Source organism: Roseateles microcysteis (genome assembly GCF_036880965.1).
Lineage (GTDB): Bacteria > Pseudomonadota > Gammaproteobacteria > Burkholderiales > Burkholderiaceae_C > JAUASW01.
In genome coordinates this window covers 84,053-105,148 of record NZ_JBAJMV010000003.1, presented here as the reverse complement: position 1 = coordinate 105,148, position 21,096 = coordinate 84,053, and the positions used below count along the sequence as shown (strand labels likewise).

Here is a 21,096-nt window from a genome sequence, read left to right as displayed (position 1 = left end):
GCGCTCAGCTCGCGCAAATACCCGCTGGGCTGGGCACCGGGACCTGCATGCCGCTGAAGCGGGGCTGCTCGGGGCGGCTCACATCGAAGTGGCTCAACTGATCGCTGCGCTGGTTGCTGACCCACAGCGAACTGCCGACAACGCAGGCATTGCGCGGGTAGCTGCCGCGGGTCCAGTGGTGGTCGATCAGGCGCGGCTGCTCGGGCGTGTCGATGGCCAGCACCGCAATGCTGTCGTAGAGCCGGTTCAAGGCATAGAGATGCCGGCCGCCGGGCGCCAGCACGAGGTCGGACGCATAGCTGGTGCCAGCGAAGCCGGCCGGCAGCACCGAGCGCTCGTCCAGCAGTTGCGGGCCTTCGGGCAGCAGCCGCACAGTGGACAGGGTGCAGGACTCTTCCTGCAGCACATAGACCAGACTGCCGTCTTGCGGATGAAAGACAAAGTGGCGAGGGCCGGAGCCCGGGCTCAGCATCAGCTCGCTGGCCGGCGGTGGCGGCAGGTCCTTCACGAGCGGCCAGACCAGCAGCCGGTCGCGGCCGAGGTCGGTGCCCAGCAGCCAGCGGCCATCGGGGCTGGCCTGGATCATGTGGCCATGCGGCGCGTCATGCCCGCTGCGCGCCTGGCTGCCGCGCGGCGCACGCAGCGCCTGCTCGGGGCCGGGGCGACGGTCGGGGCCGCGGCAGCCGTCCCATGAAATCGCAGGGGCCAGGCTGCCATCGGCAAGCACCGACAAGCCGGCAAAGCGCGCATCACCATAGTGCGCCACCCAAAGTCGACCAGCGGCGAGGCTCAGGTGCACCGGCCCTTGTCCGCCGCTGGGCAGGCGCTGCTCGAAGGCCAGCCGGCCTTGGCTGTCTTGCTGATAGACCGAGATCGCGTTCCCGCTTTCTTCGGCCGCATAGAGGCGTTGCGATGCCGCGTCTGCCAGCAGCCAGCTCGGGCTCTGGGTGTTCTCGGTGATGCCGATGTCGCGCAAGCTGCCGTCAGCCTCGATGGCAAAGCTGTAGAGCCCGCGTCCCGCCGGGGCATGGCTGCCCACATGCAGGAAGCGGGCGGCGGACGTCTGAGGCAGGAGGAGGGCAGCCATGCTCAGCAAGACCTCGCGTCGAGTCGGGTTCATCAGAGACGCAGCCGCAGGCCGCGGCGCAAGAACAGATGCAGGAGCAGAAGCACCCACAGCAGGAAGACCCCGCCACGCAAGAGACCCGCCCAGCCTTCGCTGAGCGCAGCCGGCCAGTCCCAGCCGATCAGCGAAGTCAAGGCGCCCAGCACAAAGGGAATCAGATAGGCCAGCAGCGGATGCTGGCCCGCCTCGCGCAGTCCGCCGGTCACTTTGCCGCTCGCTGGCCAACGCAGGAGCGCTTGCTGCAAGAGCAGGTAGAGCAGGGCACTGGCGCCCGCGCACAGCAGGCCCCAGGCAGGCGTGGCGTAGATCTTGGAGATGCCGCCCCAGGGCCGCAGCGCGAAGCCTGCGGCCAGCAGCGCCAGCGCCAAGGCCAGCGTCCAGCGCGCCGCATGCGATGGCGCTTGCGGGCCATGCATCAGCAAGGCGGTGATCACGCCGGACAAGACCAGCAGCAGATGCGTGGCGTGCCCGCCGCCACCGACGCTGGGGTTCAGCAGGTAGAACCAGGCCAGGCACAGCGGCAGCACGGCCGCTGCAACAACAAGGCGAGCCTGCGCCGGGCTCAGTAGAAAGATCAGGGCTGCCAGACCGTAGGCCCAGCCGATCAGGCCGAGGATGCCCCACCAGTGCGGCTGCAGGCCTGTCCATTGACCCTCGGCATGTGGATAGACCGAAGCCAGGGCCAGCAGCACGATCACGCCGGCAAGCCGCCAGGGCCAGGCCAGCGCCGGCCCGCCGCTCACGCTGCCCCACAAGACAAAGCAAGCCGCCAGCGCCGCGAGCAACCAGGCCGCTGAAGCGAAGCCGGCCGGCGCCATCTCGGCATTGACCATGAAGACGCCCAGCACCAGCAGGCCGGCTACACGCATGGCCGCTTGCCGCAGCGCGCCGCTCAATCCGGCCTTGGCCAGTTGCGCCTGCAGTGCGAAAGGCATCGACATGCCGACGATGAACAGGAAGGCCGGGAACACCATGTCGACAAAGCTCAGCGCATCGGCATCGGCCGGCATGTGCTTCATCCACGCCGGCAGGCCGGCCACGCCCGCCCATTGGTTGACCAGCACCATCACTGCCACCGTCAGGCCGCGCATCAGGTCGATGGCCGGCCAGCGCACGGCCTTGGCTTGCACAGCATTCATCCGTCGCTCCGCAAGTTAAAAAAGGGGCGGCCGCGAGGGCCGCCCAAGACAGGGGCAGGAGACAGCTGCCTCCGCTTCGAGGATCAAGCTCAGTAGTTGACCGTGGCACGCAGCCCGACCATGCGTGGCGGGTTGTAGCTGTTGAAGGTGTAGCCGCCGGTGTTGCCCTGGCCCATCCAGTTCTTGATGATGTTGTTCGTGAGGTTGGTGCCCCACAGTTCCAGGCTCCACTTGTCGTTGCTCGGCGCGAAGCGCACGGAGGCATTCCAGTTGGTGTAGGCCTTCTGGAAGTCGCCGATGTGATCGTTGTCGAGGTTGCGCACCGTGAAATACATGCGGCTCTGGTAGCGCATGCCCACGCTCGGCGACACCACATAGTCGCCCACCGGGATGTAGTGCGAGTAGTTGACGGCGTAGGAGATCTTGGGCGCATAGGGCAGGCGGTTGCCGGTCACGTCCTTGATGCGGCGGCCGCGCTTGTCGGCGTCTGCGCCCAGATAGATCGGCGCGCATTCCTCGGCCTTGAACATCGAGCGGTAGCCGCAGATCCAGTTGTCGTCATAGGTCGGGTAGGACTTGACCTTGGCGTCCAGGAAGGAGAGGTAGCCCGACAGCGTGCCGTTCTCCCAAGGCAGGACCTTGTACTCCAGCTCGACGCCACGAATGCGGGCCTTGCCGATGTTCTCGGTCTTCCAGGCGTTGACGATGTCGCAGGCCGGGTTCCAGTCCGGGCAGGTCTGGCCCGCCGCGAGCTTCTTCTGGCCGACTGCATTCATGCCCGTGGTGTGCATGTCGTTGTAGTCGGTGCTGAACAGCGTGACGGACAGGTCCAGCTTGTTGTCGAACAGCCGGCCCTTGTAGCCGAGCTCGAAATTGCGCGTGGTCTCGGGCTTGTACTCGAGGAAGCTGAACTTGTTGCTGCCGCCGTCCACGCAGGTGCCGCCGCCGCAGGTGTCGAACTGGTCGCCGAAGCCACCCGGCCTGTAGCCGGTGGCCAGCGAGGCGAACAGCATCTGCTTCTTGTCGATGTCGTACTGCAGGCCCAGGCGGTAGGTGGCCTTCTTCCAGTTGGCCTCATGCTCGTTGTTGCTCGGCGGCGTGTAGGCCGAGGGGCCGGCGAACGGGCCCATGCCCATGGTCAGGTCGGTGCCGTTGTGCGGCGTGCACAGGCCCAGCTCGCAGGGCACGGTGTGCTGGCCGTTGTAATACCAGGGCGTGCCGGCGTCCCAGTTGCCGTAGGAGCGGCCGCCCTTGTCGCTGCGGCGGTCCTTGCTGAAGCGGATGCCTGCGGTGCCGGTCCAGCCTTCGGCCAGCGCCATGTCGCCCTGCGCGAACAGGCCGCGCGATTCGACGCGGCGGTCCGGCTGGTCGTAGTACTGGCCATAGGCCATGGCCCAGGGCGCTTCCACCAGCATGTCCTGCGCGAACAGGATGGCGTTCTTCTCGTCCATCGTGAAGATGCCGGCCACGTAGCGCCAGTCCTTGGTCTGCTGGCGCAGCTGCAACTCGTTGACCAGGGACTTGTAGTTCGAGGCCACGGTGTAGGTGGCGCGGTCGAAGGCATGCTGGTTGCCCCAGTTGCCCCAGGGCTGCATGATGCCCACGTCCTCGTTCAGCCAGGCCTGGCCGCCGTCGTCGTCGTGGTCTTGCGAGCGCTTCTGCACCGCGTAGGCGGCCTTGTAGCCCAGCTCCATGCCGTTGCCGAGCTTCCAGGTGATGTTGCTGCGGGCGGTGTCGATCGACATGTCGATGCGGCCCGGCACATTGATCTTGGCAAACCACTGGCCCTCCGGGCCGCAAGCCCACTTGGTGCCGGCCGCCATCTCGCAGTCCTTCAGGCCGACTTCACCGGCGCTGTTGTTCTGGTAGTGCTCGTAGCCGAACTGCCATTCGAGGTCCTTGCTGATGGCCCAGCGTGCGGTCACGCGGGCGGCGTACTGGTCGGAGTTTGTGTAGTAGTCAGACGGGTCGACCTTGCGGTTCAGGCGCTGGTCGACGTCGGGCTTGCCGTCCGGCGAGAACGTGCCGTCGGGCTTCTTGATGCCGCGGTCGCTCAGGTCGCGCACCTGCTGGATGTAGCCGTCGCGCTTGTCCATCATGAAGGCGCCGCGGATCGCGAAGTTGTCGGCCAGCGACACGTTCTGCACGATGCGCAACTGGCGGCCCTGGTAGCTGCTCGTCTGCAGCTGGGTCCAGCCGTAGTTGTTCTTGAAGTCCGGCGCGGCGGGGATGATGTTGACCACGCCGGCCGTGCTGTTTCGGCCGAACAGCGTGCCCTGCGCGCCGCGCAGCACTTCAACCCGGTCCAGGTCGAACATCAGGGCGAGCGAGCCTTGCGGCCGCGGCGAGTAGATGCCGTCGATGTGGATGCCCACGGCCGGGTCGCCGATCTCGGTGAAGTTGGTCGAGGTCACGCCGCGGATCGAGGCCAGCACGCCGGAGTCGCCGCTGGACAGGCCCAGTTGCAGGTTGGGCACGTAGCCGCTCAGGTTGATCAGTTCCTTGACGTTCTCGCGCACCAGGTCGTCGGCCTGCAGGGCGCTGACCGAGACGGGCGTCTTCAGGAGGTTGGTGGCGCTGCGGGTGGCGGTGACTGTCACCGAGGGCAGGGTGTTGGGCGCTGCGGTCTTCTTCTTGCCGTCCTTTTCCTCCTCCTTGTTGGTGGCCTGCTGGGCCAGCGCCGGCAGGGCCAGCGTCAGCAGGGCGGCGGTGGCCACGGCCGATAGACGGGGGAAACGGGTGGTTTTGTCTCTCATTCTCAGGTCTCCAAGGCTCTTGTGAATCAACACCCCAGCGGGTGCAGGACGGGAACGCCAAACAGTGCGCTGGCGTGTTTGTAGTAATCGATGCGGCGCTGGTTCTTGCGCCTGGCGTCGGCGTCGTCGGGCTTGTCGCATTCCAGCGGCCCGTTGATGGCGCGGGTGGTGGCGCCGAAGCCCTCGCCCTGGCGCAGCGCCTGGTGGGCCGAGCGCGGTGCTTCGCCGGTCTGGCTCATCCAGTACCAGAGCGCGGTGCGCCAGGCGACGGTGGAGTCGCGGGCCACGCGGTCGGGGTCGGCCCAGAGGTCCAGCCCCAGGTAGTCGCCCGCGGCCTTGTACTGGTAGTTCCAGCTCAGCTGGATCGGGCCGCGGCCGTAGTACTGCTGGCCGGGCGCGCAGCCGAAGACATCGGTCTTGCGGCAGTAGTGGTCCCAGTTCTCCTTGCGGTACTCGCGCTGGGCGCGCAACTGGTCGCTCTCATGTGCGATCTGGCCGAGGAAGGCGGCCATCTCCTGCGCGCGCTGCTGAGCGCTGCCCCAGGCGGCGAATCCCGGCGTCTGGCGCACGGCTTCGGTGAAGCCCTCGTAGCTGTAGAAGGCGAGGCGCCTGGGAAAGAGCTGATCGAACTGCGCCAGGCTGGGCAGGAAGGCGTGTTCGGCCGCATGGGCATTGGCAGCCAGCGGCAACTGCAGGGCAAGGGACAATACGGAGGCCAGGCGGCGGGTTCGGATCATGCGGAAAGGCAGCAGCATCGATGCAGATGGCAGACTGTCCGCCGGACCGCCTATGCGGCACTTCAAGGACTTGTTAAGACTGCCTTAACGCCGTTCTCGCTAGAGTTCACGCCATGAGAATTTGCTTGCTTGAGGACGACCTGGAGCTCGGACGCTCCCTGCAGGCCTTGCTGCAGAACGCCGAGCACGAGGTGATGTGGCTGCGCCGCATCGCCGATGCCAAGCTGTGGTTGCAGGAAGGTGGCTTCGACGCGGTGGTGCTGGACCTGGGGCTGCCGGATGGCGACGGCATGGAACTCTTGCTGCGCATCCGCCGCAGCGACCGCAAGCTGCCGGTCTTGATCATCACGGCGCGCGACGCCATCGAGCACCGGCTCGACGGCCTGGACGGTGGCGCGGACGATTACCTCGTCAAGCCCTTCGCTGGCTCCGAGTTGCTGGCGCGCCTGCGCGCCGTCACCCGCCGCTCACTGCCTGCCGATGCCGATGAAGCCGCCGCCGAATGGCAGCTGCGCGACCTGGTGCTGGACGAACCCCGGATGGAGGTGCGCCGCGGCATCGAGCGGGTGTCGCTGTCGCGCACCGAGTTCAGCCTGCTGCTCACCCTGGTGAAGCTGCCGGACCGCGTCGTCACACGCCGCCAGCTGGAAAGCCGCGCGCCATGCCAGATGGATGGCCGCAGCCTGGACGTGCACATCTCCAACCTGCGCCGCAAGATCGGCGAAGGCTATATCCGCACGGTGCGCGGCGTGGGCTACCTGGTCGAACGGCATTGAGCGCCGCCACGCCTCCTCAGCGATCGCTGTTCCGCCGCAGCGTGGGCGCGGTCTTCGTCGTGCTCTTCCTGACCTGGCTGGCGCTGGTGGCGCGCGAGTTGATAGACATCGGCCTCCTCCAGGTGCGCAATGGCCAGGCCGAGAACGCGCTGTGGGCCGGCCTCTCGCTGGACCGTGCACGCGAGACGGCGGACGAGCCGGCAGAGCTGCTGCAGGCGCTCGAAACGCTGGACGGCCTGCGCGACAAGGAGTGGCAGCAGAAGGGCTACCGCGCGCCGTTCCGCTTGCTGCAGGTCCTGCACCGCGGCCAGGTGCTGGCGGAGATGAAGCCGGTCCTGGAAGGGCGCGGCCGTGTGCTGCCGCAGGAGAAGCGGCGCGGCGACGACCCGAGCTGGCTGTATGTCGAGTTGCGCGATGAAGCGCGTGAGCTGACCGTGCGCCGCTGGCAGGAGCGGCCAGGCGACTGGCATTTCAGCGTGGCCGGCCTGAGCTATTACGCCCGGCCCCTGCTTTACGGACTGCCCCTGCTGGTGCTGCCCTTGTGGCTGCTGTTCCGGCTCGGATTTGCACCCTTGCAGCGCATGGGGGCGTTGATCTCGCAACGCTCGGCCCAAGACCTGACGCCGCTGCCGCCAACGCCCTACAAGGAACTGGCACCGCTGGTCAATGCCGTCAACTCCTTGATGCTGCGGCTGCAGCAGCGCATGGACCGCGAGCATGAATTCCTGATGGACGCGGCGCATGAGTTGAAGACGCCGCTGGCCGTGGTGCAGCTCGGCGCCGAAGCGCTGGACCAGGGTGACGCGCAAGCCCGCGAAGAGGCACGCGAGCGGCTGCGCCTGGGCGTGCAGCGCGCCACGCACACGGTGCATCAGCTGCTGGCCCTGGCTCGCTCCGGTGCCGACTCGCTGGAGCTGAGCAAGTGCCACCACGACCTCGTCGACCTGCTGCGCGAACGCATCGCCCTGTCCAGCGGCCTGGCGGTGCAGCGCCGGATCGAGCTGGAGCTGGTGTCGCCCGAGCATCTGGAGATGTGGCTGAATCGCGAGTCCATGGGCAGCCTGATCGACAACCTCGTCGACAACGCCATCAAGTATTCGCCCGACGGCGGCCAGGTGACCGTGAGCCTCGGTGAGGAAGCTGAGGTCGTGGTGCTGCGGGTCAGCGACCAGGGGCCTGGCATTCCGGCAGAACTGCGTGAGCGCGTGTTCGAGCGCTTTGTCCGCCTGGACGGCGCGCGCTGCCACGGCAGCGGCCTGGGCCTGACCATCGTCGAGCGCGCTGCCGGCCAGCACCAGGCCGAGGTGCTGCTGCTCGATGGGCCGGGTGGCGTGGGGCTGACGGTGGAGGTGCGCTTCCCGAAGGTGCTTGGAGGCTGATCGGCCCAGTGTCAGCCCCCTTTTCGCGCATCACTCCTCCGGCAGGAACAGCCACAGCAGCAGGTAGACAAGCACACCGCCGCCGGCACACAGCGTGCCCAGCGTGAAGGCCAGGCGCCAGACCCAGGAGGCCAGGCCGGTGCTGCGGGCGATGCCGCCGCAGACGCCGCCGATCCAGCGGTCATTGCGGCTGCGATGCAGCGTGTTGATCGCCGTGGCACCGTTGGCGTAGTTGGAAGCCCCGGCTGCTTGCGCAGCCGGTTCGCCATTCAGGACCCGGGCCTTGGCGCGGGCAAATTCCTCGTCGCTCAGGACGCCGCGCTGATGCAGTTCGGCGAGCTTTTCGAATTCGTTGCTGTAGTTCATCTGGCTTCTCCTCGAAAGTGTTTCGATGAGGCAAGACTACGCCTGTGCACCAGGCAAACCAGCGCGACGCGACGGACTGCAGCAGGGCCTGCACAGGCCAGCAACAACGCGGCATCAGTGCAAAGTGGGGCTCACCAGCTGCCGGTGTTGGGCATCGAGATCCAGGGCTCTGCGGGCGCCAGGGCCGGGCCCTGCTGCAGCAGCTCGACCGAGATCTCGTCGGGCGAGCGCACAAAGGCCATGCGGCCGTCGCGCGGCGGGCGCAGGATGGTCACGCCATGGTCCTGCAGCCGCTGGCAGGTCGCGTAGATGTCGGCTACCGCGAAAGCCACATGGCCGAAGTTGCGGCCACCGCTGTAGACCTCGCCCTTGCCGTCCGCGTCGGGCCAGTTGTAGGTCAGCTCGATCTGCGCATCTTGGTCGCCTGGGGCGGCCAGGTAGAGCAGGGTGAAGCGGCCCTGCGCATGCTCGCTGCGGCGAACTTCTTCAAGACCGAGGGCGTCGCGATAGAACTTCAGCGAGGCTTCGAGGTCGGTGACCCGGACCATGGTGTGCAAGTACTTCATGCAGGACTCTAGGAGGAGGATGCCCGCATTGTCGGGGCTGCCGCGCCCCCGTGCGGGCGGCCTGCGGAAATCCCGAGCAGGTCCCGCAACAGGGGGACGCGGCGGACGAGCACATAGCCCAAGAGGCACAGCGCAAAGGTCAGCACGATCAGCAGCAGGCCTTCAGCCACCGCTGGCAGCGCCAGGGGCAGCAGCAAGCGGGTCAGCAGCACGATGACGGTCTGGTGCAGGATGTAGACGCAGAAGATCGCCGGCGTCAGCCAGCGGCGCCAGGCATGGTCGAAGTTCAGCCATTGCCTGGCAAAGCCGCAGGCGGCCGTGATGGCCCACCATTCCAGCCCACCCCAGACGCAGCGCATCAGCAGGCGCAAAGCCTGCGGCGGTTCGACCTGGTCATAGGCCTTGAAATAGCCGATCAGGACCGCCCAGGCCAGAAGGGCCAGGCCCAGCGCCCAGCGGCGCCATTGCTGCATCAGCGTCCATAGCGCGCTGTGAGCGCCCAGCAGGCCCAGCAGGAAGAGGTAGCCGTACTGCGCATGGTTGTACCAGTCCCAGGTCAGGTTGTGGGTGGAGGGGAACAGGCTCACCAGCTGGCGGGCGGCCATCAGCGGCAGGGCAAGGGCGAGCAGGGTGAACAGCGCGCCGCGCGGCTCGCCGATCCAGCGCTCGAAGCGGTCGGCGAGGCCCGGCCAGACCCGCCACAGCGCCCAGCCGATCAGGCTGTAGACCCACAGGTAGGCAACGAACCAGAGGTGGTTCCAGGTCGGCAGGTCCAGGCATTTGCCGTCCTTGCCGCAGAAGCCGTGATATCCGTGGACATAGAGGTCCATGAAGTCCAGATAGCTGCCGGCATAGCCGAGCTTGGTCTGCACCTCGAAGAAGGGCTGCGGCGGCACGATCACGAACATGCCGAAGATCAGTGGTATCAGCAGCCGCTTGGTGCGCGAGCCGACAAAGCCCTGCCCCTTGCCCAGGAGATGGCGAGCGGCCGCACCGCCGACCAGGAACAGCAGGCCCAGCCGCCAGGGCGAGGTCAGGATCATCAGCGGTTCGATGAAGTCACTGGCCGACGCGCTCTTCACATGCCAGTCCCAGCTCACGTAGTACATGCCCACGTGATAGGGCACCAGGAGGCCGAAGGCCAGGATGCGCAGCCAGTCGAGGAAGTACTGGCGCGAAGAAGCTGTGGTGGTGTTCATGGCCGCAGCATCGCGGGCTTGTCTGCGTGCGACGAGCCTTCTGTGGCCAGTCGCACCGGCCTTGGGGCCAGCCGCATGGCGGGCAGCGAACTCAGCAGCGCAACTGATCGCGGTAGCTGCGTGAGACACGCAGCTCTTGGCCGCTGCTGAGTGTGAGTTGCGCTTCACCATGCGGCAGCGCTGCGATCTGCTTGATGTGGCTGGCGTTCACCGCATGGCCCCTGTGCACGCGGACGAAGCCGGCGGTGGCCGGGTGCGCGAGAAAGTCGGCCAGCGTTCGCCGTTCGAGATAGGTCTCGGGCGGCGCATGCAGCTCGATGTAGTTGTCGGCCGTGGCCACCCATTCGATATCAGCCAAGGCCAACTTCCGCAAGGCGCCGCGCCGCTCCACCAGCCAGTGCCCCGCAGCCGGCTGCAGCTGCTGCAAGGCGCTGACAAGCCCGCCCTTCGCGGGCGCTGCACGCTGCTGCAAGCGGCCACGCAAGCGTTGCAGGGCGGTGCTCAGTCGCTCCGGCGTGAAGGGCTTGAGCAGATAGTCCACCGCATGGAGGTCGAAAGCCTGCAAGGCATGCTCGTCGTAGGCCGTGCAGAACAGGCAGGCCAGCTCGGGGCGCTCCTGCAGCAGCTGCATGGCGAGATCCAGGCCGGTCCGGCCCGGCATCTGGATGTCCAGGATCAGGGCGTCTATATCGGGCTGAGCCTGCAGCGCCAGCAAGGCCTCGTCGGCATCGGACGCTTCGCCGAGCCACTTCACGTCGGCCTCATCGCGAAGGAGCCGGCTCAGCTTGGCGCGGGCCGGCGCTTCATCGTCAACGATCAGGAGCTTCATGCGGCACCTCGCGCGGGCAGCAGCAGCTCCAGCGCCGTGCCGCCGTCAGCCGCGGGGCCGATCTGCATGGATGCGCCCGCACCATAGGCCGCCTGCAGGCGCTGGCGCAGATTGGCCAGGCCGAGGCCGCCTTCGCGTTCGAGCCGCTCGGCGACCACGCCGCTGTTGTGCACGCAGATGCGCAACTGCTTGCCATCGCCGATCAGGCCGGCCTCCAGCCGCAACGAGACCGTGCCGCGGCTCAAGGCCACGTCGTGCTTGATCGCGTTCTCCACCGGGTTGAGCAGCAAGAGCGAGGGAACCGACCAGGCCTGGGCTTGCGGCTCGATCCGCCAATGCACCTGCAGCCTGTCGCCAAAGCGGGCCTGCATCAACTCCAGGTAGGGTTCGATCAGCGTCAGCTCCTGCTGCAAGCTGTGCCAGCCCTGCTGCTGGGCGGCCAGCGCGGAGCGCAGAAGATCAGCCAGACGGCACAAGAGCCGGTCGGCCTTCTTCACGTCCTCGTACATCACCGAAGAAATCAGGTTCAAGGTGTTGAAGAGGAAATGCGGCTGGACTTGCTCGGTCAGCCGTGCGAGCCGCGCCTCGGCCAGCTCGGCGCGAAGCCGCGCACTCTGCTGCATGTGGAACAGGCCATGACAGATGGCCACGGTCAGCGTGTAGCCGATGAAGTCCTTGCCCGCCTCGTAGCCCAGCACGCTCCAGACCGTGCCGGCGTCGTAGTCGACCTGCATCAGTGCATAGACGGCAAAGCGGATGCCGAACATGCCGCCCACATGGGCCAGCATGTAGAGCAGGGCGCCGCCGGCATGGCGCCGCACCTGGCGCAGCAGCGGCGCACCGATGCCGGCCACATGCCAGTGATAGACAAGGACGGAGAGCGGCCCGGTCAGCGCCGCCGAGCTCAGCTCCCACAGAAAGGGCTCCCAGGCATGCTCGCCACCGCGGGCCAGGTAGTGCTGCAGCTCCGAGAGGCTGCGCAGCAAGGCCACGGCCAGCACAAATGCGGCATAGGCCCAGGGCCACAGGACCCGCTTCTTCCCGTCTTGTCTTGGCTCCAGCATCCGCGCAGCATAAGGGCGCGCTCGCCTTGACGCGGGCGCTTCGCCCCAGCCGGCCGGGCTTTCGCCCCTTGGCCGCAGCGCTCCGGCCTTCAGTTCAGAAGTCCAGCCACTCCAGTTCGGCGGCCAGTCGGCCGCCCTTGATGTATTGCAGGGTCTGGCTCAGGAGGTCGAGGTTGCGGTCGAAGCTGGCGTGGCCGGCGCTGGTCTGGTCCAGCGCCTTGGTCGTGCGCACCTTGGTGCTGCCGATGACGTGGGTGTGGCTCGCGGCGCGGCGGCCGAAGGCCTTGGCCCAGCGCGCCACCTCGTCGGCCCCAGCGCCGTCCCAGTGCCTGGCATCGTGGGCGGCGGCCAGGCCCAGCAGCGCTTGCCTGCGCTCGTCTTCCAGGGCGCGCGACACCAGGTAGAGCAGGCTCTTGCCATAGACCGGCTCGGCGGCGCTGGGCAGGCCGTCGGCCTGCTCGTTGGCATCGCTGAGCAGGTGCAGGTGCAGTCGGTCCAGGCTGAGCACGCCGGCGGCGTCGGCCGCCAGCCAGTGCTTGTTGGCAAAGGCCATCGAACAGGCCGGCGCGAACAGGTTGCAGCTGCTCAGCCTCAGCGGCGCGCCGCTGTCACTGATGCGCGTCAGGCCATGGCCGAGCAGGATGCTGCCGGCCGAATGGGCGATCCAGTGCAGCTCCAGGCTGGCGCCCGCCTGGCCGAGCCGGGCCTGCAGCTCGGTGAGCCGGCTGACCAGCAGGTCCAGCACATGTCCTGGCGCTGACGCGGCCGCCGCGTTCTCGCGCATCTCGCTCCAGATGCCGCGGGCCAGCGTGCGCGCGGCGACCTCCAGCGCCCGGTCGCGGGCCTCGCCCTGGCTGGCCATCAGCGTGCCTTCGCGGCCTTCGCCCGCCGTGCGGCGGCGCCAGTCCTCAGCCACTTGCGAGAGCGCCTCGCCGATGCCGTTCTTCCAGGCGATGAAGACCGGGTAGATCCCGTTGGCCTCGAAGCAGGGCGCCAGCACGCGGATGCGGCGTATCGCCTCGGCTTCGCCGTACAGGCCGCCGAGCGCATAGACCGCAAGCTTCAGGGTCTTGGGCTTCCTGGCCGCCTTCCACCAGCGCAGCGGCGCCTCGCTCAGCAGCTCGGCGGCGTGGCCCTCGCGATCAGTCATGTCACGGGTGAGGTCGCTGACGACCAGCAGGCCTTCGCCACCCATCACCAGGCTGTGCCGGTAGGCGCGCTCGCTGGGCCAGGGCCGGTAGGCGTGGTGCTTGAAGGGATGGTCGACCGGCCAGGGGTCGTCTGCCGGGCTGCCGTGTTCGCTGTTCACCGGCTGCAAGGCGCCGAGTGCCCGGCCGACCGGGAAGGACGAGGCTGCGGCACGACCGGCCAGGCCCTGTGCTGCCGCCAGTGTCACGCCCAGGGCCACGGCCCAGGCATCGGTCGAGTTGGCGATCCAGTCGGCATAGGGCAGCACGGCAAAGCCGCTGGCGCCGAAGTTGGCGCCCCAGGAGTTCTGCACGATGAAGCCGTGTTCGTTGTAGCCCACCAGGGCGAAGGCATGGTTGCCCGCCTTGCTCTTGTCGACCTCGGGCGGAATGATGGGCAGCTCGGCATGCGAGTCCACGCTCTCGCGCTTGCCGCAGTTGTCCCAGCCGTCGTGGGCCGAGCCCGAGCAGTAGACGGCGCCGATTTCGCAGATGGCCGCCTGCATGTCGACGATGGAGAGCCGGTTGATGCGGTAGTAGACGCCCAGCGGCCGCGTGACGGCGTCTTCCGCCCAGCCTTCGCTCGGACGTTGGAAGATCGGCTTGTTGTTCGCATCCAGCGGATAGGGCCAGAGCCGGTCGGCGCAGGCGCCGTGCTTGTGCCAGCCCTTCAGCGCGCCGCGGCAGCTGGAGCCGTCGTAGTCGGTGCCCGGCCATTCGTCGTAGCGCTTCGCCAGCTCATAGAACATGCGCGCGCTGACCCCTTCGAACTTGCCTTTGCCGCCGCTCTCGACATGGCGGCGCCACATCAGGTAGTTGGCCACGCAGGCCAGGCCGAAGCCGGTGCAGGCGCCCTCCAGGCCTTGGTTGAGCAGGAGGCCGGCCTTCAGGTAGGCGGGGATGAAGCGCTTGATGTCGGCATCGTCCGGGAAGCGCGGCGGCAAGGAGCGCAGGGGGGCGCGATAGAGCAGGTCGCGGAAGTCCAGGCGGTCGGGGCGCGCGTCGAGCATGCGCAGCCGCAGCCCGCCCTGTTTCGCATCAGCCTTGCTCTTGCTCTTGCTGGCCATGGCGCGCTCCTGTTGCCGTGGCCGGCATCATCGGCCGGGTGCCAGGCCTTGCCTGCCCCTAGAACATGGGCTGTGGGAGACTTCCGGCCCCAGGAGGGATGAGAGATGGAAAAAAAGCGGGTTTGCATCGTCGGCGCAGGTGCCGTGGGTGGTTGGATAGGCGCCTTGCTGGGCCGTGCCGGCGAGGTGGATTTGAGCGCGCTGGCGCGGGGCGCCACGCTTGAAGCGCTGAGAGCACAGGGCTTGCGGCTGGACATCGGTGGCCAGCGCGTCACCGTGCCGGTGAATGCAAGCGGCGACGCGGCTGGACTGGGGCCGCAGGACCTGGTCATCGTGGCCGTCAAGGGTCCGGCGCTGGCTGCCGTTGCGCCGGCCGTGGCCCGGCTGCTGGGCCCCGAGACCCGCGTGCTGGTGGCGATGAATGGCGTGCCCTGGTGGTTCTTCCAGGGCCTGGCCGGCGAGGGCCAGGGCTGGCAGCTGGAGTCGGTCGATACCGGCGGCCGCATTGCGGCGCTGATACCGGCCGAGCGCGTGATCGGCTGCGTGGTTCACGCGAGTTGCAGCGTCAGCGAGCCGGGTCTGGTGCAGCACAAGATGGGCGCGGGGCTGATCGTGGGCTCGCCGTCGGGCGGGCGTCCGGCCGAGCTGGAGCAGTGGGTGGCACTCTTGCAGCGCGCCGGCTTCGAGGCGACGCTCTCCGAGCACATCCAGCGCGACATCTGGTTCAAGCTCTGGGGCAATATGACCTTCAACCCGATCTCGGCGCTGACCGGCGCGACCGGCGACAAGATCCTCGACGACGAGCTGGTGCGCGGCTTTGTCACCCGCGTGATGCTGGAGGCGCAGGCGATCGGCGCGCGCATCGGTTGCGCCATCGAGCAGACGCCCGAGCAGCGCCACGAGGTCACGCGCAAGCTGGGCGCCTTCAAGACCTCGATGCTGCAGGACGCCGAAGCCGGCCGGCCGCTGGAGCTCGATGCCCTGGTCGGTGCGGTGCGCGAGATCGGCCAGCGGCTGGGCATGGCCACGCCCAACACCGATGCCTTGCTGGGCCTGACACGGCTGATGGCGCGAAGCCGCGGCCTCTATCCGCACGCTGGGTAAAACCTCAACCTCTTCACGCCCGCTTCACGCGGAGCTCCGTAGCCTGCAGACCTTCTTGTTCATTCCATCTGCGGAGCTCCCATGACGCTTTCCCTCCCTCGCCGCCTGCTGGCGCACGCCGGCCTCGCGGCGCTTTCGCTTGGTCTCATCGCGGCACCGTCGCTTGTTGCTGCCGCGGCACCGAAGGCAGAGCAGCGCGTGCTGCTGGTGCTCAGCAGCCAGGGGCAGCCCGAAGACAAGGGCAAGCTCGGTTACGACTTCCATGAGTTCGCGCTCGCCGCCGAAGTCCTGAAGGCCAACGGCCTGGCTTTCGATATCGCCAGCCCCAAGGGCGGCGCGGTGCTGGGTGAGCAGGCGGATGAAAGCGCGGCGGTTCGTGCGCAAGCAGACCCTGCCTTGATGGCCCGCCTGCAGGCCACCTTGCCCATCGCCAACTTGAAGTCCGGCGAGTATGCGGCTGCCGTTGTGATCGGTGGCAAGGGCCCGATGTTCGACCTGCATTCGAACCAGGCCTTGCAGGATCTGCTGGGCCGGATCCATGACCAGGGCGGCGTGCTGGGTGCGGTCTGCCATGGCCCGGCTGCGCTGCTCAACGTGAAGCTGGCCAATGGCAGCTCGCTCCTGCACGGCCGGCGGGTCACCGGCTTCAGCAATGCCGAGGACCGTCGCTTCTCCAAGGGCCTGCTGGAGCGCTTCCCCTTCATGCTGGAAGACGCCTTGCGTGAGCGGGGTGCGCGCTACGAGTCGCGTGGCCTGATGCTGCCGCTGGTGGTGCGCGACGAGCGCCTGATCACCGGCCAGAATCCCTTGGCCACGCCGACGATGGTGGAGGCCGTACTGGAAGCGTTGGGCCGCAAGCCCGCGCCGCGCGAGCCGGGCGTGGAAGAAGCGACGCTGGAGCTGATCGAGCTGCATCTGGCCGGCAATCCGGCGGGCGCGCGTGCCGCCCTGGCGGCCCGGCCGGCCCGCTACCAGCCCATCCTGATGGGTGGCTACGGCCACTTGCTCAGCGAGACCGAGACGTCGCCCGAGCGCCTCGCCATCGCCGTGAGCCTGCTGCGCCATGCGCAGGAAAGCGTGCCCACGCATGCGGGCGTCAACACGGCGCTGGCACGCACATTGGTCAAGGTCGGCCAGAAGGCTGAGGCGATTGCACTCTTGAAGGCTTTCCTGGACAAGCAGCCGAGCAGCCCGCGGGCGCGACAATTGCTGACCGAACTGGAGGCCTGAGCCCTTGCCATGTCCAGCACTGCGCGCCTCAATATCCTGCTGATAGAAGACCATGCGGCGCTTTGCGACACCATCGCCGAGTACCTGGGCCTGCAAGGGCACCGGGTCGATTGCGCGGGTGACGGCAAGCTGGGCCTGGACATGGCCTTGGCGCAGCACTACGACCTGGTGCTGCTCGACCTCAACCTGCCCCGGCTCGATGGCCTGCAGGTCTGCGAGCAGTTGCGCGCCACGGCGGACAGGCATCTGCCCGTGCTGATGCTCACGGCGCGCGACCAGTTGGGCGACAAGCTGGCCGGCTTTGCGGCTGGCGCGGACGACTATCTCGCCAAGCCGTTCGAGCTCGCCGAACTGGCCGCGCGTTGCCTGGCCATGGCGGCAAGGCCGCGCATGCAGCAGGTGCATGTGCTGGAGATCGGTGACTTGAGCCTGGACCGCCGCCGCCAGGTGGCGCGCCGCCAGGGCCAGGTCTTGACCTTGCAGCCGCTGGGCTGGCAGATTCTCCTGGCGCTGGCTGAAGTCCATCCCGCCTTGATGAGCCGCCATGAGCTGACGCGGCGGTTGTGGGGGGATGAGCCGCCTGATTCCGATGCGCTGCGCTCGCACATCTATCAGCTGCGCCAGGCGCTGGACAAGCCCTTTGATGCGCCACCGATGCTGTGCACGGTAGCGGGCCAGGGCTACAGGCTGGAGCCTGCGTCATGAGGACGCGAGCAAGTTCCTTGCAGCAACGCATCGTCCTGGCTTTCGCCGCCCTGAGCCTCTTCATCTGCGCGCTCTTCGTGCTGTTGTCGCTGGCGATGATGTACACGGTGGAAGACAGTTTCTTCGAGCGCATGCTGGCCGAGGAGGCTGAGCATCTGCAGGCTCAACCGGGCACCTCGCCCTTGCGCAGGTTCGTCAGCCTGCATGCCAGTACGGCCAGTTTTCCGAATGATCTGGCTGCGGCTTTCGCCGCCGAGCCCAGGCGGCGCGAGTTCGCCGGCAGCGAAGGTCGCCACTACCACCTGCTGCAAGTGCAGGAGCCGCAGGTCTGGCTGGTGGCCGAGGTCAGCAGCCAGCTGCAGGTGCGGCCGCAAAGGGCGCAGCTTCTGAGTCGATTGGGGCAGTTGTGTGCGGCGCTGCTGCTGGCTTCGACGGCCCTGGGTTGGTGGCTGGCGCGACAGGCAACGCAACCCCTGGCACGCCTGGATCGGGCGCTTCGCGATGCCGAGCCGGGCGCTGCGTCCCTCATCGATCCCGCCAGCTATCCGCCGAATGAGATCGGGCGGCTGGCCGAGAGCCTGCGTCAGGCCTGGCAGCGCAACAAGGAATTTGCCGAGCGCGAGAAGGCCTTTGGCCGCGACGCCAGCCATGAGTTGCGCACGCCGATGGCCGTGATCGCAAACGCGGCCGAGCTGATGCAGGCGCGCGGCGAACTGCCGGCGCATGCCCAGGCCCCCCTGGCGCGCATCCGCGAAGCCAGCCGTCACATGGCGCTGACGGTGCGCAGCCTGCTGAGCTTGTCTGGCGACGCGCCGCTGCCTGAGCCACGCGAGTTCGATCTGCGCGCGCTGGTCGAGCAGGCGCTGGCCCAGCATCCGGCGTTGACGCGGGTCGAGATCGACCTGCCTCCAAGCCTGATCTTGCAAGGCCAGGCCGAGGCTCTGTCCGTGATCGTCAGCAACCTGCTCGGCAACGCGGCCCAGCATGCGCCAGGCAGCCTGGTGCGCCTGGATTGGCGCGCGGGTGAATTGCGGGTGACTGACGAGGGGCCGGGCTTTGCCGATGGTCCAAGTGCGAGCGCCGGCTTCGGCTTCGGCCTGTCCATCGTCCAGCGGCTTTGCGAGCGCCATGGCATTGGCCTGAGCATCGCCAGCGGGCCCGCTGGAAGCACGGTGGCGTTGAAGCTCTGAGCGCTCAGGCTTCGCCCGTCTGCAGCCGCCACAGCGCCGCATAGGCGCCACGGCGAACGAGCAACTGCTCATGCGTGCCGCTCTCGACGATGCGGCCGTTCTCCAGCAGGTGGATGCAATGGGCTTGCCGCACCGTGGACAGGCGATGCGCAATGACCAGCGTCGTGCGGCCCTGGCTGACCACGGCCAGCGAGCGCTGGATGGCGGCCTCGGTTTCGTTGTCCACCGCGCTGGTGGCTTCGTCCAGGATCAGCACGGCCGGGTTCTTCAGGATCGCGCGGGCCAGGGCCAGGCGCTGGCGCTGGCCGCCGGAGAGCTTCTGGCCGCGCTCGCCCACACGCGTGGCAAAACCGAGCGGCAGCTTCTCGATGAACTCCAGGCATTCGGCCTGGCGCGCGGCCGCGTGGATCTGCGCATCGCTGGCGCCGGGCGTGCCGTAGGCGATGTTGTCGGCAATCGTGCCGTCGGTCAGGAAGCTGTCCTGCGCTACGTAGCCCAGCTGGCGGCGAAGGTCCTGCAGGTTCAGCCCGGCGATGGGTTCGTCGTCGAGCAGGATGCGGCCCTGCTGCGGCTCGTAGAAGCGCAGGAGCAGCTTGACCAGCGTTGACTTGCCTGAGCCGGTGCTGCCGACGAAAGCTGCCGTCTCGCCGGCTTTGATGGTGAGGGAAATGTCGTGCAGCGTGGGCTGCTCGCCATAGGAGAAGCCAAGTTGCTCGAAGCGCAGCTCGCCCCGGCTGCGGCCGCCGAGGTGCCGGCCCTCGTAGGCGATATTGATCGGCGTGGCCAGCAGGCCCAGCGCCCGCTGCGTGGCGGCCATCGAGCGCTGGTACATGTCGGCCACTTCGGCCAGGCCGGTCAAGGGCCACAGGAGGCGCTGGGTCAGGAAGACCAGCACCGAGTAGGCGCCCACGGCCAGCTTGCCCTGCAGCGTCAGCCAGCCGCCATAGATCAGCGTGGCGGTGAAGCCCGCGAGGATGGCCATGCGGATGACCGGCGTGATCGCCGAGGAGATGCGGATCGCGCGGGCATTGGCCTGGCGGTAGGCGTCGCTGGCCTGGCGGATGTGCTCGGCCTCGAAATCCTCGGTCGTGTAGGCCTTGATCGTGGGCAGGCCCAGCAGGTTCATGTTGAGCCGGGCGGACACATCGCCCGCCGCCTCACGCACCTCGCGGTAGCGCGGCGCGAGGCGCCCCTGGAACCAGAAGGCGCCGAACAGGATGAGCGGCACCGGCAGCAGCGCTATCAGCGCGAGGCCCGGTTGCAGCGCGAAGAACACGGCGCTGACCATGACCGAGGAGCAGACGACCTGGATGATCTGGTTGGCGCCGCTGTTGACGAAGCGCTCCAGCTGGTTGATGTCGTCATTCAGCACCGACATCAAGGCGCCGGTGCGCTGGTTCTCGAAGAAGGCCAGCTCCAGCTTCTGCACATGGGCGTAGGCGTCGAGGCGCAGGCGGTGCTGGATGTCCTGCGCCAGGCCGCGCCACTGCACCTCGTACAGGTACTGGAACAGGGATTCGCCGCCCCAGATCACGACGTTCAGGGCGCCCAGGAAGAGCAGCTGGTGCCAGGTGTCGCTGATGCCCACGCCGACGAGGATGTTCTTGGCGAGAAAACTCTGCTCGCCGCGCACCACCACGTCCACCGCCGTGCCTATCAGCACCTCGGGCAGGATGTCGAAGAACTTGTTGAGGGTCGAGTAGAGAACGGCCAGGCGGACCTGGCCGCGCTGTGCCCGCGCATAGGCCAGCAGCTGGCGCAGCGGATGGGAGGGAGAACTCACGGTGATCGGATTCCTGTCGCGGACGGCGCCCGCGCGCACGCCAGGAGTGCGTCGCTTCAGTAGGGCAGGCCGGCGGCATTGTCGCGCCACAGGCGCTGGAACTCGCCGCTCTTCTTCATGGCCTCGATCACGGCATCGACGCGCGCCAGCAGCTCGCGGTGCGGGCCATTGATAGCGGTGACCAGGTGCAGGCCGGGTGCAGGGGCGTCCGGCACGTTCGTGTGCTGGAGGTCGGGCTTGTCCAGGTAGTGATGGCGGCCGCCGTCGATCTGCTGAATCACCTCCAGCTCCTCGACGAAGTAGTCGCAATTGCCGAGCAGGGTCTTGGAGATCAGGGCGGTATAGCTGCGCGACCCCTGGTCCAGGTCCTTGTCGCTGAGTCCGTAATGAAGGTAGCTGGAACCGTTCATGCCGCAGCCGCGGTATTTCTTGAGGTCGGCCCGGCTCTTGATCGTCAGCGGCTGGCTGCGACGAAAGAACACCTGGGGCGTGAGCACCTTGTACGGCGCAGAGAAGGCCAGCACTCGGGCCCGCTCCTTATCGCGATAGGCGCCGATGGCGAAGTCAACCTCCCCCATGGCCACGGCCCTGAGGCAGCGCTTCCAGGGCAAGCCGCCTTCGATTCGGACCTGAAGGCCCAGCCGCTCAAACACGGCCGGCCACAGGTCGGCGCTGAAGCCGGCCAGCTTGCCGGTCGCCTTGTTCCTGTACAGCCAGGGCGGGCCGTCACCGGGTTCGGAGCAGAGTGTCAAAGTGCCGGCCTGCGCGGCCGACAGCGAGGTCAGCAGCAGGGCGGCAGTCAGCAGTCGCGTCGCCAGGCTCATGGATCGTATGCTGCCATCGAATCCGGCCGTGCGCGCTGAAACCAGTCGTGTCGGCGCGTCCTGTCCGTT

18 protein-coding genes are annotated in these 21,096 nt (G+C 67.7%); 6 read left to right on the top strand and 12 right to left on the bottom strand.

Features of this window, described 5'->3' with window-relative positions; all coding sequences use genetic code 11:
* Positions 1-4 precede the first annotated feature (4 nt).
* From V3596_RS09505 to V3596_RS09490, 4 genes are all read right to left on the bottom strand, one after another.
* Positions 5-1,120, bottom strand: coding sequence for a lactonase family protein (locus tag V3596_RS09505; protein ID WP_334277473.1), 1,116 nt, complete (start codon positions 1,118-1,120; stop codon positions 5-7).
* A complete protein-coding gene (locus V3596_RS09500) occupies positions 1,120-2,265 on the bottom strand; it encodes a DUF5009 domain-containing protein (protein WP_334277472.1) in 1,146 nt (381 codons plus the stop codon). The genes V3596_RS09505 and V3596_RS09500 overlap by 1 nt, the downstream gene beginning before the upstream one ends.
* An 89-nt stretch (positions 2,266-2,354) precedes the next feature.
* Positions 2,355-5,021 (bottom strand): TonB-dependent receptor, encoded by a 2,667-nt coding sequence (locus tag V3596_RS09495; protein ID WP_334277471.1) that lies wholly within the window; start codon positions 5,019-5,021, stop codon positions 2,355-2,357.
* 26 nt (positions 5,022-5,047) lie between these two features.
* Positions 5,048-5,776 (bottom strand): chitinase, encoded by a 729-nt coding sequence (locus tag V3596_RS09490; protein ID WP_334277470.1) that lies wholly within the window; start codon positions 5,774-5,776, stop codon positions 5,048-5,050.
* Between the two features lie 95 nt (positions 5,777-5,871).
* On the opposite strand from V3596_RS09490, the gene V3596_RS09485 reads away from it, so the two are divergent.
* Both V3596_RS09485 and V3596_RS09480 read left to right on the top strand, forming a co-directional pair.
* On the top strand, positions 5,872-6,534 hold the full coding sequence (locus V3596_RS09485; protein WP_334277469.1) for a response regulator transcription factor: 663 nt from the start codon (positions 5,872-5,874) through the stop codon (positions 6,532-6,534).
* Positions 6,531-7,913, top strand: a complete 1,383-nt coding sequence (locus V3596_RS09480) for a sensor histidine kinase (RefSeq protein WP_334277468.1) — start codon at positions 6,531-6,533, stop codon at positions 7,911-7,913. The genes V3596_RS09485 and V3596_RS09480 overlap by 4 nt, the downstream gene beginning before the upstream one ends.
* A 30-nt stretch (positions 7,914-7,943) precedes the next feature.
* On the opposite strand, the gene V3596_RS09475 is transcribed toward V3596_RS09480, so the two are convergent.
* From V3596_RS09475 to V3596_RS09450, 6 genes are all read right to left on the bottom strand, one after another.
* Positions 7,944-8,279 (bottom strand): PspC domain-containing protein, encoded by a 336-nt coding sequence (locus V3596_RS09475; RefSeq protein ID WP_334277467.1) that lies wholly within the window; start codon positions 8,277-8,279, stop codon positions 7,944-7,946.
* A gap of 131 nt (positions 8,280-8,410) precedes the next feature.
* Positions 8,411-8,845, bottom strand: a complete 435-nt coding sequence (locus V3596_RS09470; RefSeq protein WP_334277466.1) for a VOC family protein — start codon at positions 8,843-8,845, stop codon at positions 8,411-8,413.
* Positions 8,846-8,853: 8 nt separating this feature from the next.
* On the bottom strand, positions 8,854-10,044 hold the full coding sequence (locus tag V3596_RS09465) for an acyltransferase family protein (protein WP_334277465.1): 1,191 nt from the start codon (positions 10,042-10,044) through the stop codon (positions 8,854-8,856).
* A gap of 91 nt (positions 10,045-10,135) precedes the next feature.
* Positions 10,136-10,873, bottom strand: a complete 738-nt coding sequence (locus V3596_RS09460) for a LytR/AlgR family response regulator transcription factor (RefSeq protein WP_334277464.1) — start codon at positions 10,871-10,873, stop codon at positions 10,136-10,138.
* Positions 10,870-11,937, bottom strand: coding sequence for a sensor histidine kinase (locus V3596_RS09455; protein ID WP_334277463.1), 1,068 nt, complete (start codon positions 11,935-11,937; stop codon positions 10,870-10,872). The genes V3596_RS09460 and V3596_RS09455 overlap by 4 nt, the downstream gene beginning before the upstream one ends.
* A 94-nt stretch (positions 11,938-12,031) precedes the next feature.
* Positions 12,032-14,191, bottom strand: coding sequence for a C1 family peptidase (locus V3596_RS09450; protein ID WP_334277462.1), 2,160 nt, complete (start codon positions 14,189-14,191; stop codon positions 12,032-12,034).
* Positions 14,192-14,296: 105 nt separating this feature from the next.
* Here V3596_RS09450 and V3596_RS09445 point away from each other — a divergent pair, with 105 nt between their 5' ends.
* The 4 genes from V3596_RS09445 (at position 14,297) to V3596_RS09430 (ending at position 18,420) form a co-directional block, all read left to right on the top strand.
* A complete protein-coding gene (locus V3596_RS09445) occupies positions 14,297-15,295 on the top strand; it encodes a 2-dehydropantoate 2-reductase (RefSeq protein WP_334277461.1) in 999 nt (332 codons plus the stop codon).
* An 81-nt stretch (positions 15,296-15,376) separates the two neighbouring features.
* Positions 15,377-16,525, top strand: coding sequence for a DJ-1/PfpI family protein (locus tag V3596_RS09440; protein ID WP_334277460.1), 1,149 nt, complete (start codon positions 15,377-15,379; stop codon positions 16,523-16,525).
* Positions 16,526-16,534: 9 nt separating this feature from the next.
* On the top strand, positions 16,535-17,230 hold the full coding sequence (locus V3596_RS09435) for a response regulator transcription factor (protein WP_334277459.1): 696 nt from the start codon (positions 16,535-16,537) through the stop codon (positions 17,228-17,230).
* The gene (locus V3596_RS09430; RefSeq protein WP_334277458.1) at positions 17,227-18,420 is read left to right on the top strand and encodes a sensor histidine kinase; all 1,194 of its coding nucleotides are present in this window, start codon (positions 17,227-17,229) and stop codon (positions 18,418-18,420) included. Before V3596_RS09435 ends, V3596_RS09430 begins: the two co-directional genes overlap by 4 nt.
* A gap of 4 nt (positions 18,421-18,424) precedes the next feature.
* On the opposite strand, the gene V3596_RS09425 is transcribed toward V3596_RS09430, so the two are convergent.
* Together V3596_RS09425 and V3596_RS09420 are read right to left on the bottom strand one after the other, a co-directional pair.
* Positions 18,425-20,203: an ABC transporter ATP-binding protein gene (locus V3596_RS09425; RefSeq protein WP_334277456.1), complete on the bottom strand. Its 1,779-nt coding sequence runs from the start codon at positions 20,201-20,203 to the stop codon at positions 18,425-18,427.
* Between the two features lie 56 nt (positions 20,204-20,259).
* Positions 20,260-21,027 (bottom strand): substrate-binding periplasmic protein, encoded by a 768-nt coding sequence (locus V3596_RS09420; RefSeq protein ID WP_334277455.1) that lies wholly within the window; start codon positions 21,025-21,027, stop codon positions 20,260-20,262.
* Positions 21,028-21,096 lie beyond the last annotated feature (69 nt).

Excerpts from the sequence above, each read along its gene's own strand:
- V3596_RS09435 (WP_334277459.1), top strand. The coding sequence starts at position 16,535 with ATGTCCAGCACTGCGCGCCTCAATATCCTGCTGATAGAAGACCATGCG.
- V3596_RS09460 (WP_334277464.1), bottom strand. The coding sequence starts at position 10,873 with ATGAAGCTCCTGATCGTTGACGATGAAGCGCCGGCCCGCGCCAAGCTG.
- V3596_RS09445 (WP_334277461.1), top strand. The coding sequence starts at position 14,297 with ATGGAAAAAAAGCGGGTTTGCATCGTCGGCGCAGGTGCCGTGGGTGGT.
- V3596_RS09430 (WP_334277458.1), top strand. The coding sequence starts at position 17,227 with ATGAGGACGCGAGCAAGTTCCTTGCAGCAACGCATCGTCCTGGCTTTC.
- V3596_RS09450 (WP_334277462.1), bottom strand. The coding sequence starts at position 14,191 with ATGGCCAGCAAGAGCAAGAGCAAGGCTGATGCGAAACAGGGCGGGCTG.
- V3596_RS09490 (WP_334277470.1), bottom strand. The coding sequence starts at position 5,776 with ATGCTGCTGCCTTTCCGCATGATCCGAACCCGCCGCCTGGCCTCCGTA.
- V3596_RS09455 (WP_334277463.1), bottom strand. The coding sequence starts at position 11,937 with ATGCTGGAGCCAAGACAAGACGGGAAGAAGCGGGTCCTGTGGCCCTGG.
- V3596_RS09420 (WP_334277455.1), bottom strand. The coding sequence starts at position 21,027 with ATGAGCCTGGCGACGCGACTGCTGACTGCCGCCCTGCTGCTGACCTCG.
- V3596_RS09465 (WP_334277465.1), bottom strand. The coding sequence starts at position 10,044 with ATGAACACCACCACAGCTTCTTCGCGCCAGTACTTCCTCGACTGGCTG.
- V3596_RS09500 (WP_334277472.1), bottom strand. The coding sequence starts at position 2,265 with ATGAATGCTGTGCAAGCCAAGGCCGTGCGCTGGCCGGCCATCGACCTG.
- V3596_RS09470 (WP_334277466.1), bottom strand. The coding sequence starts at position 8,845 with ATGAAGTACTTGCACACCATGGTCCGGGTCACCGACCTCGAAGCCTCG.
- V3596_RS09475 (WP_334277467.1), bottom strand. The coding sequence starts at position 8,279 with ATGAACTACAGCAACGAATTCGAAAAGCTCGCCGAACTGCATCAGCGC.
- V3596_RS09505 (WP_334277473.1), bottom strand. The coding sequence starts at position 1,120 with ATGAACCCGACTCGACGCGAGGTCTTGCTGAGCATGGCTGCCCTCCTC.
- V3596_RS09440 (WP_334277460.1), top strand. The coding sequence starts at position 15,377 with ATGACGCTTTCCCTCCCTCGCCGCCTGCTGGCGCACGCCGGCCTCGCG.
- V3596_RS09485 (WP_334277469.1), top strand. The coding sequence starts at position 5,872 with ATGAGAATTTGCTTGCTTGAGGACGACCTGGAGCTCGGACGCTCCCTG.
- V3596_RS09495 (WP_334277471.1), bottom strand. The coding sequence starts at position 5,021 with ATGAGAGACAAAACCACCCGTTTCCCCCGTCTATCGGCCGTGGCCACC.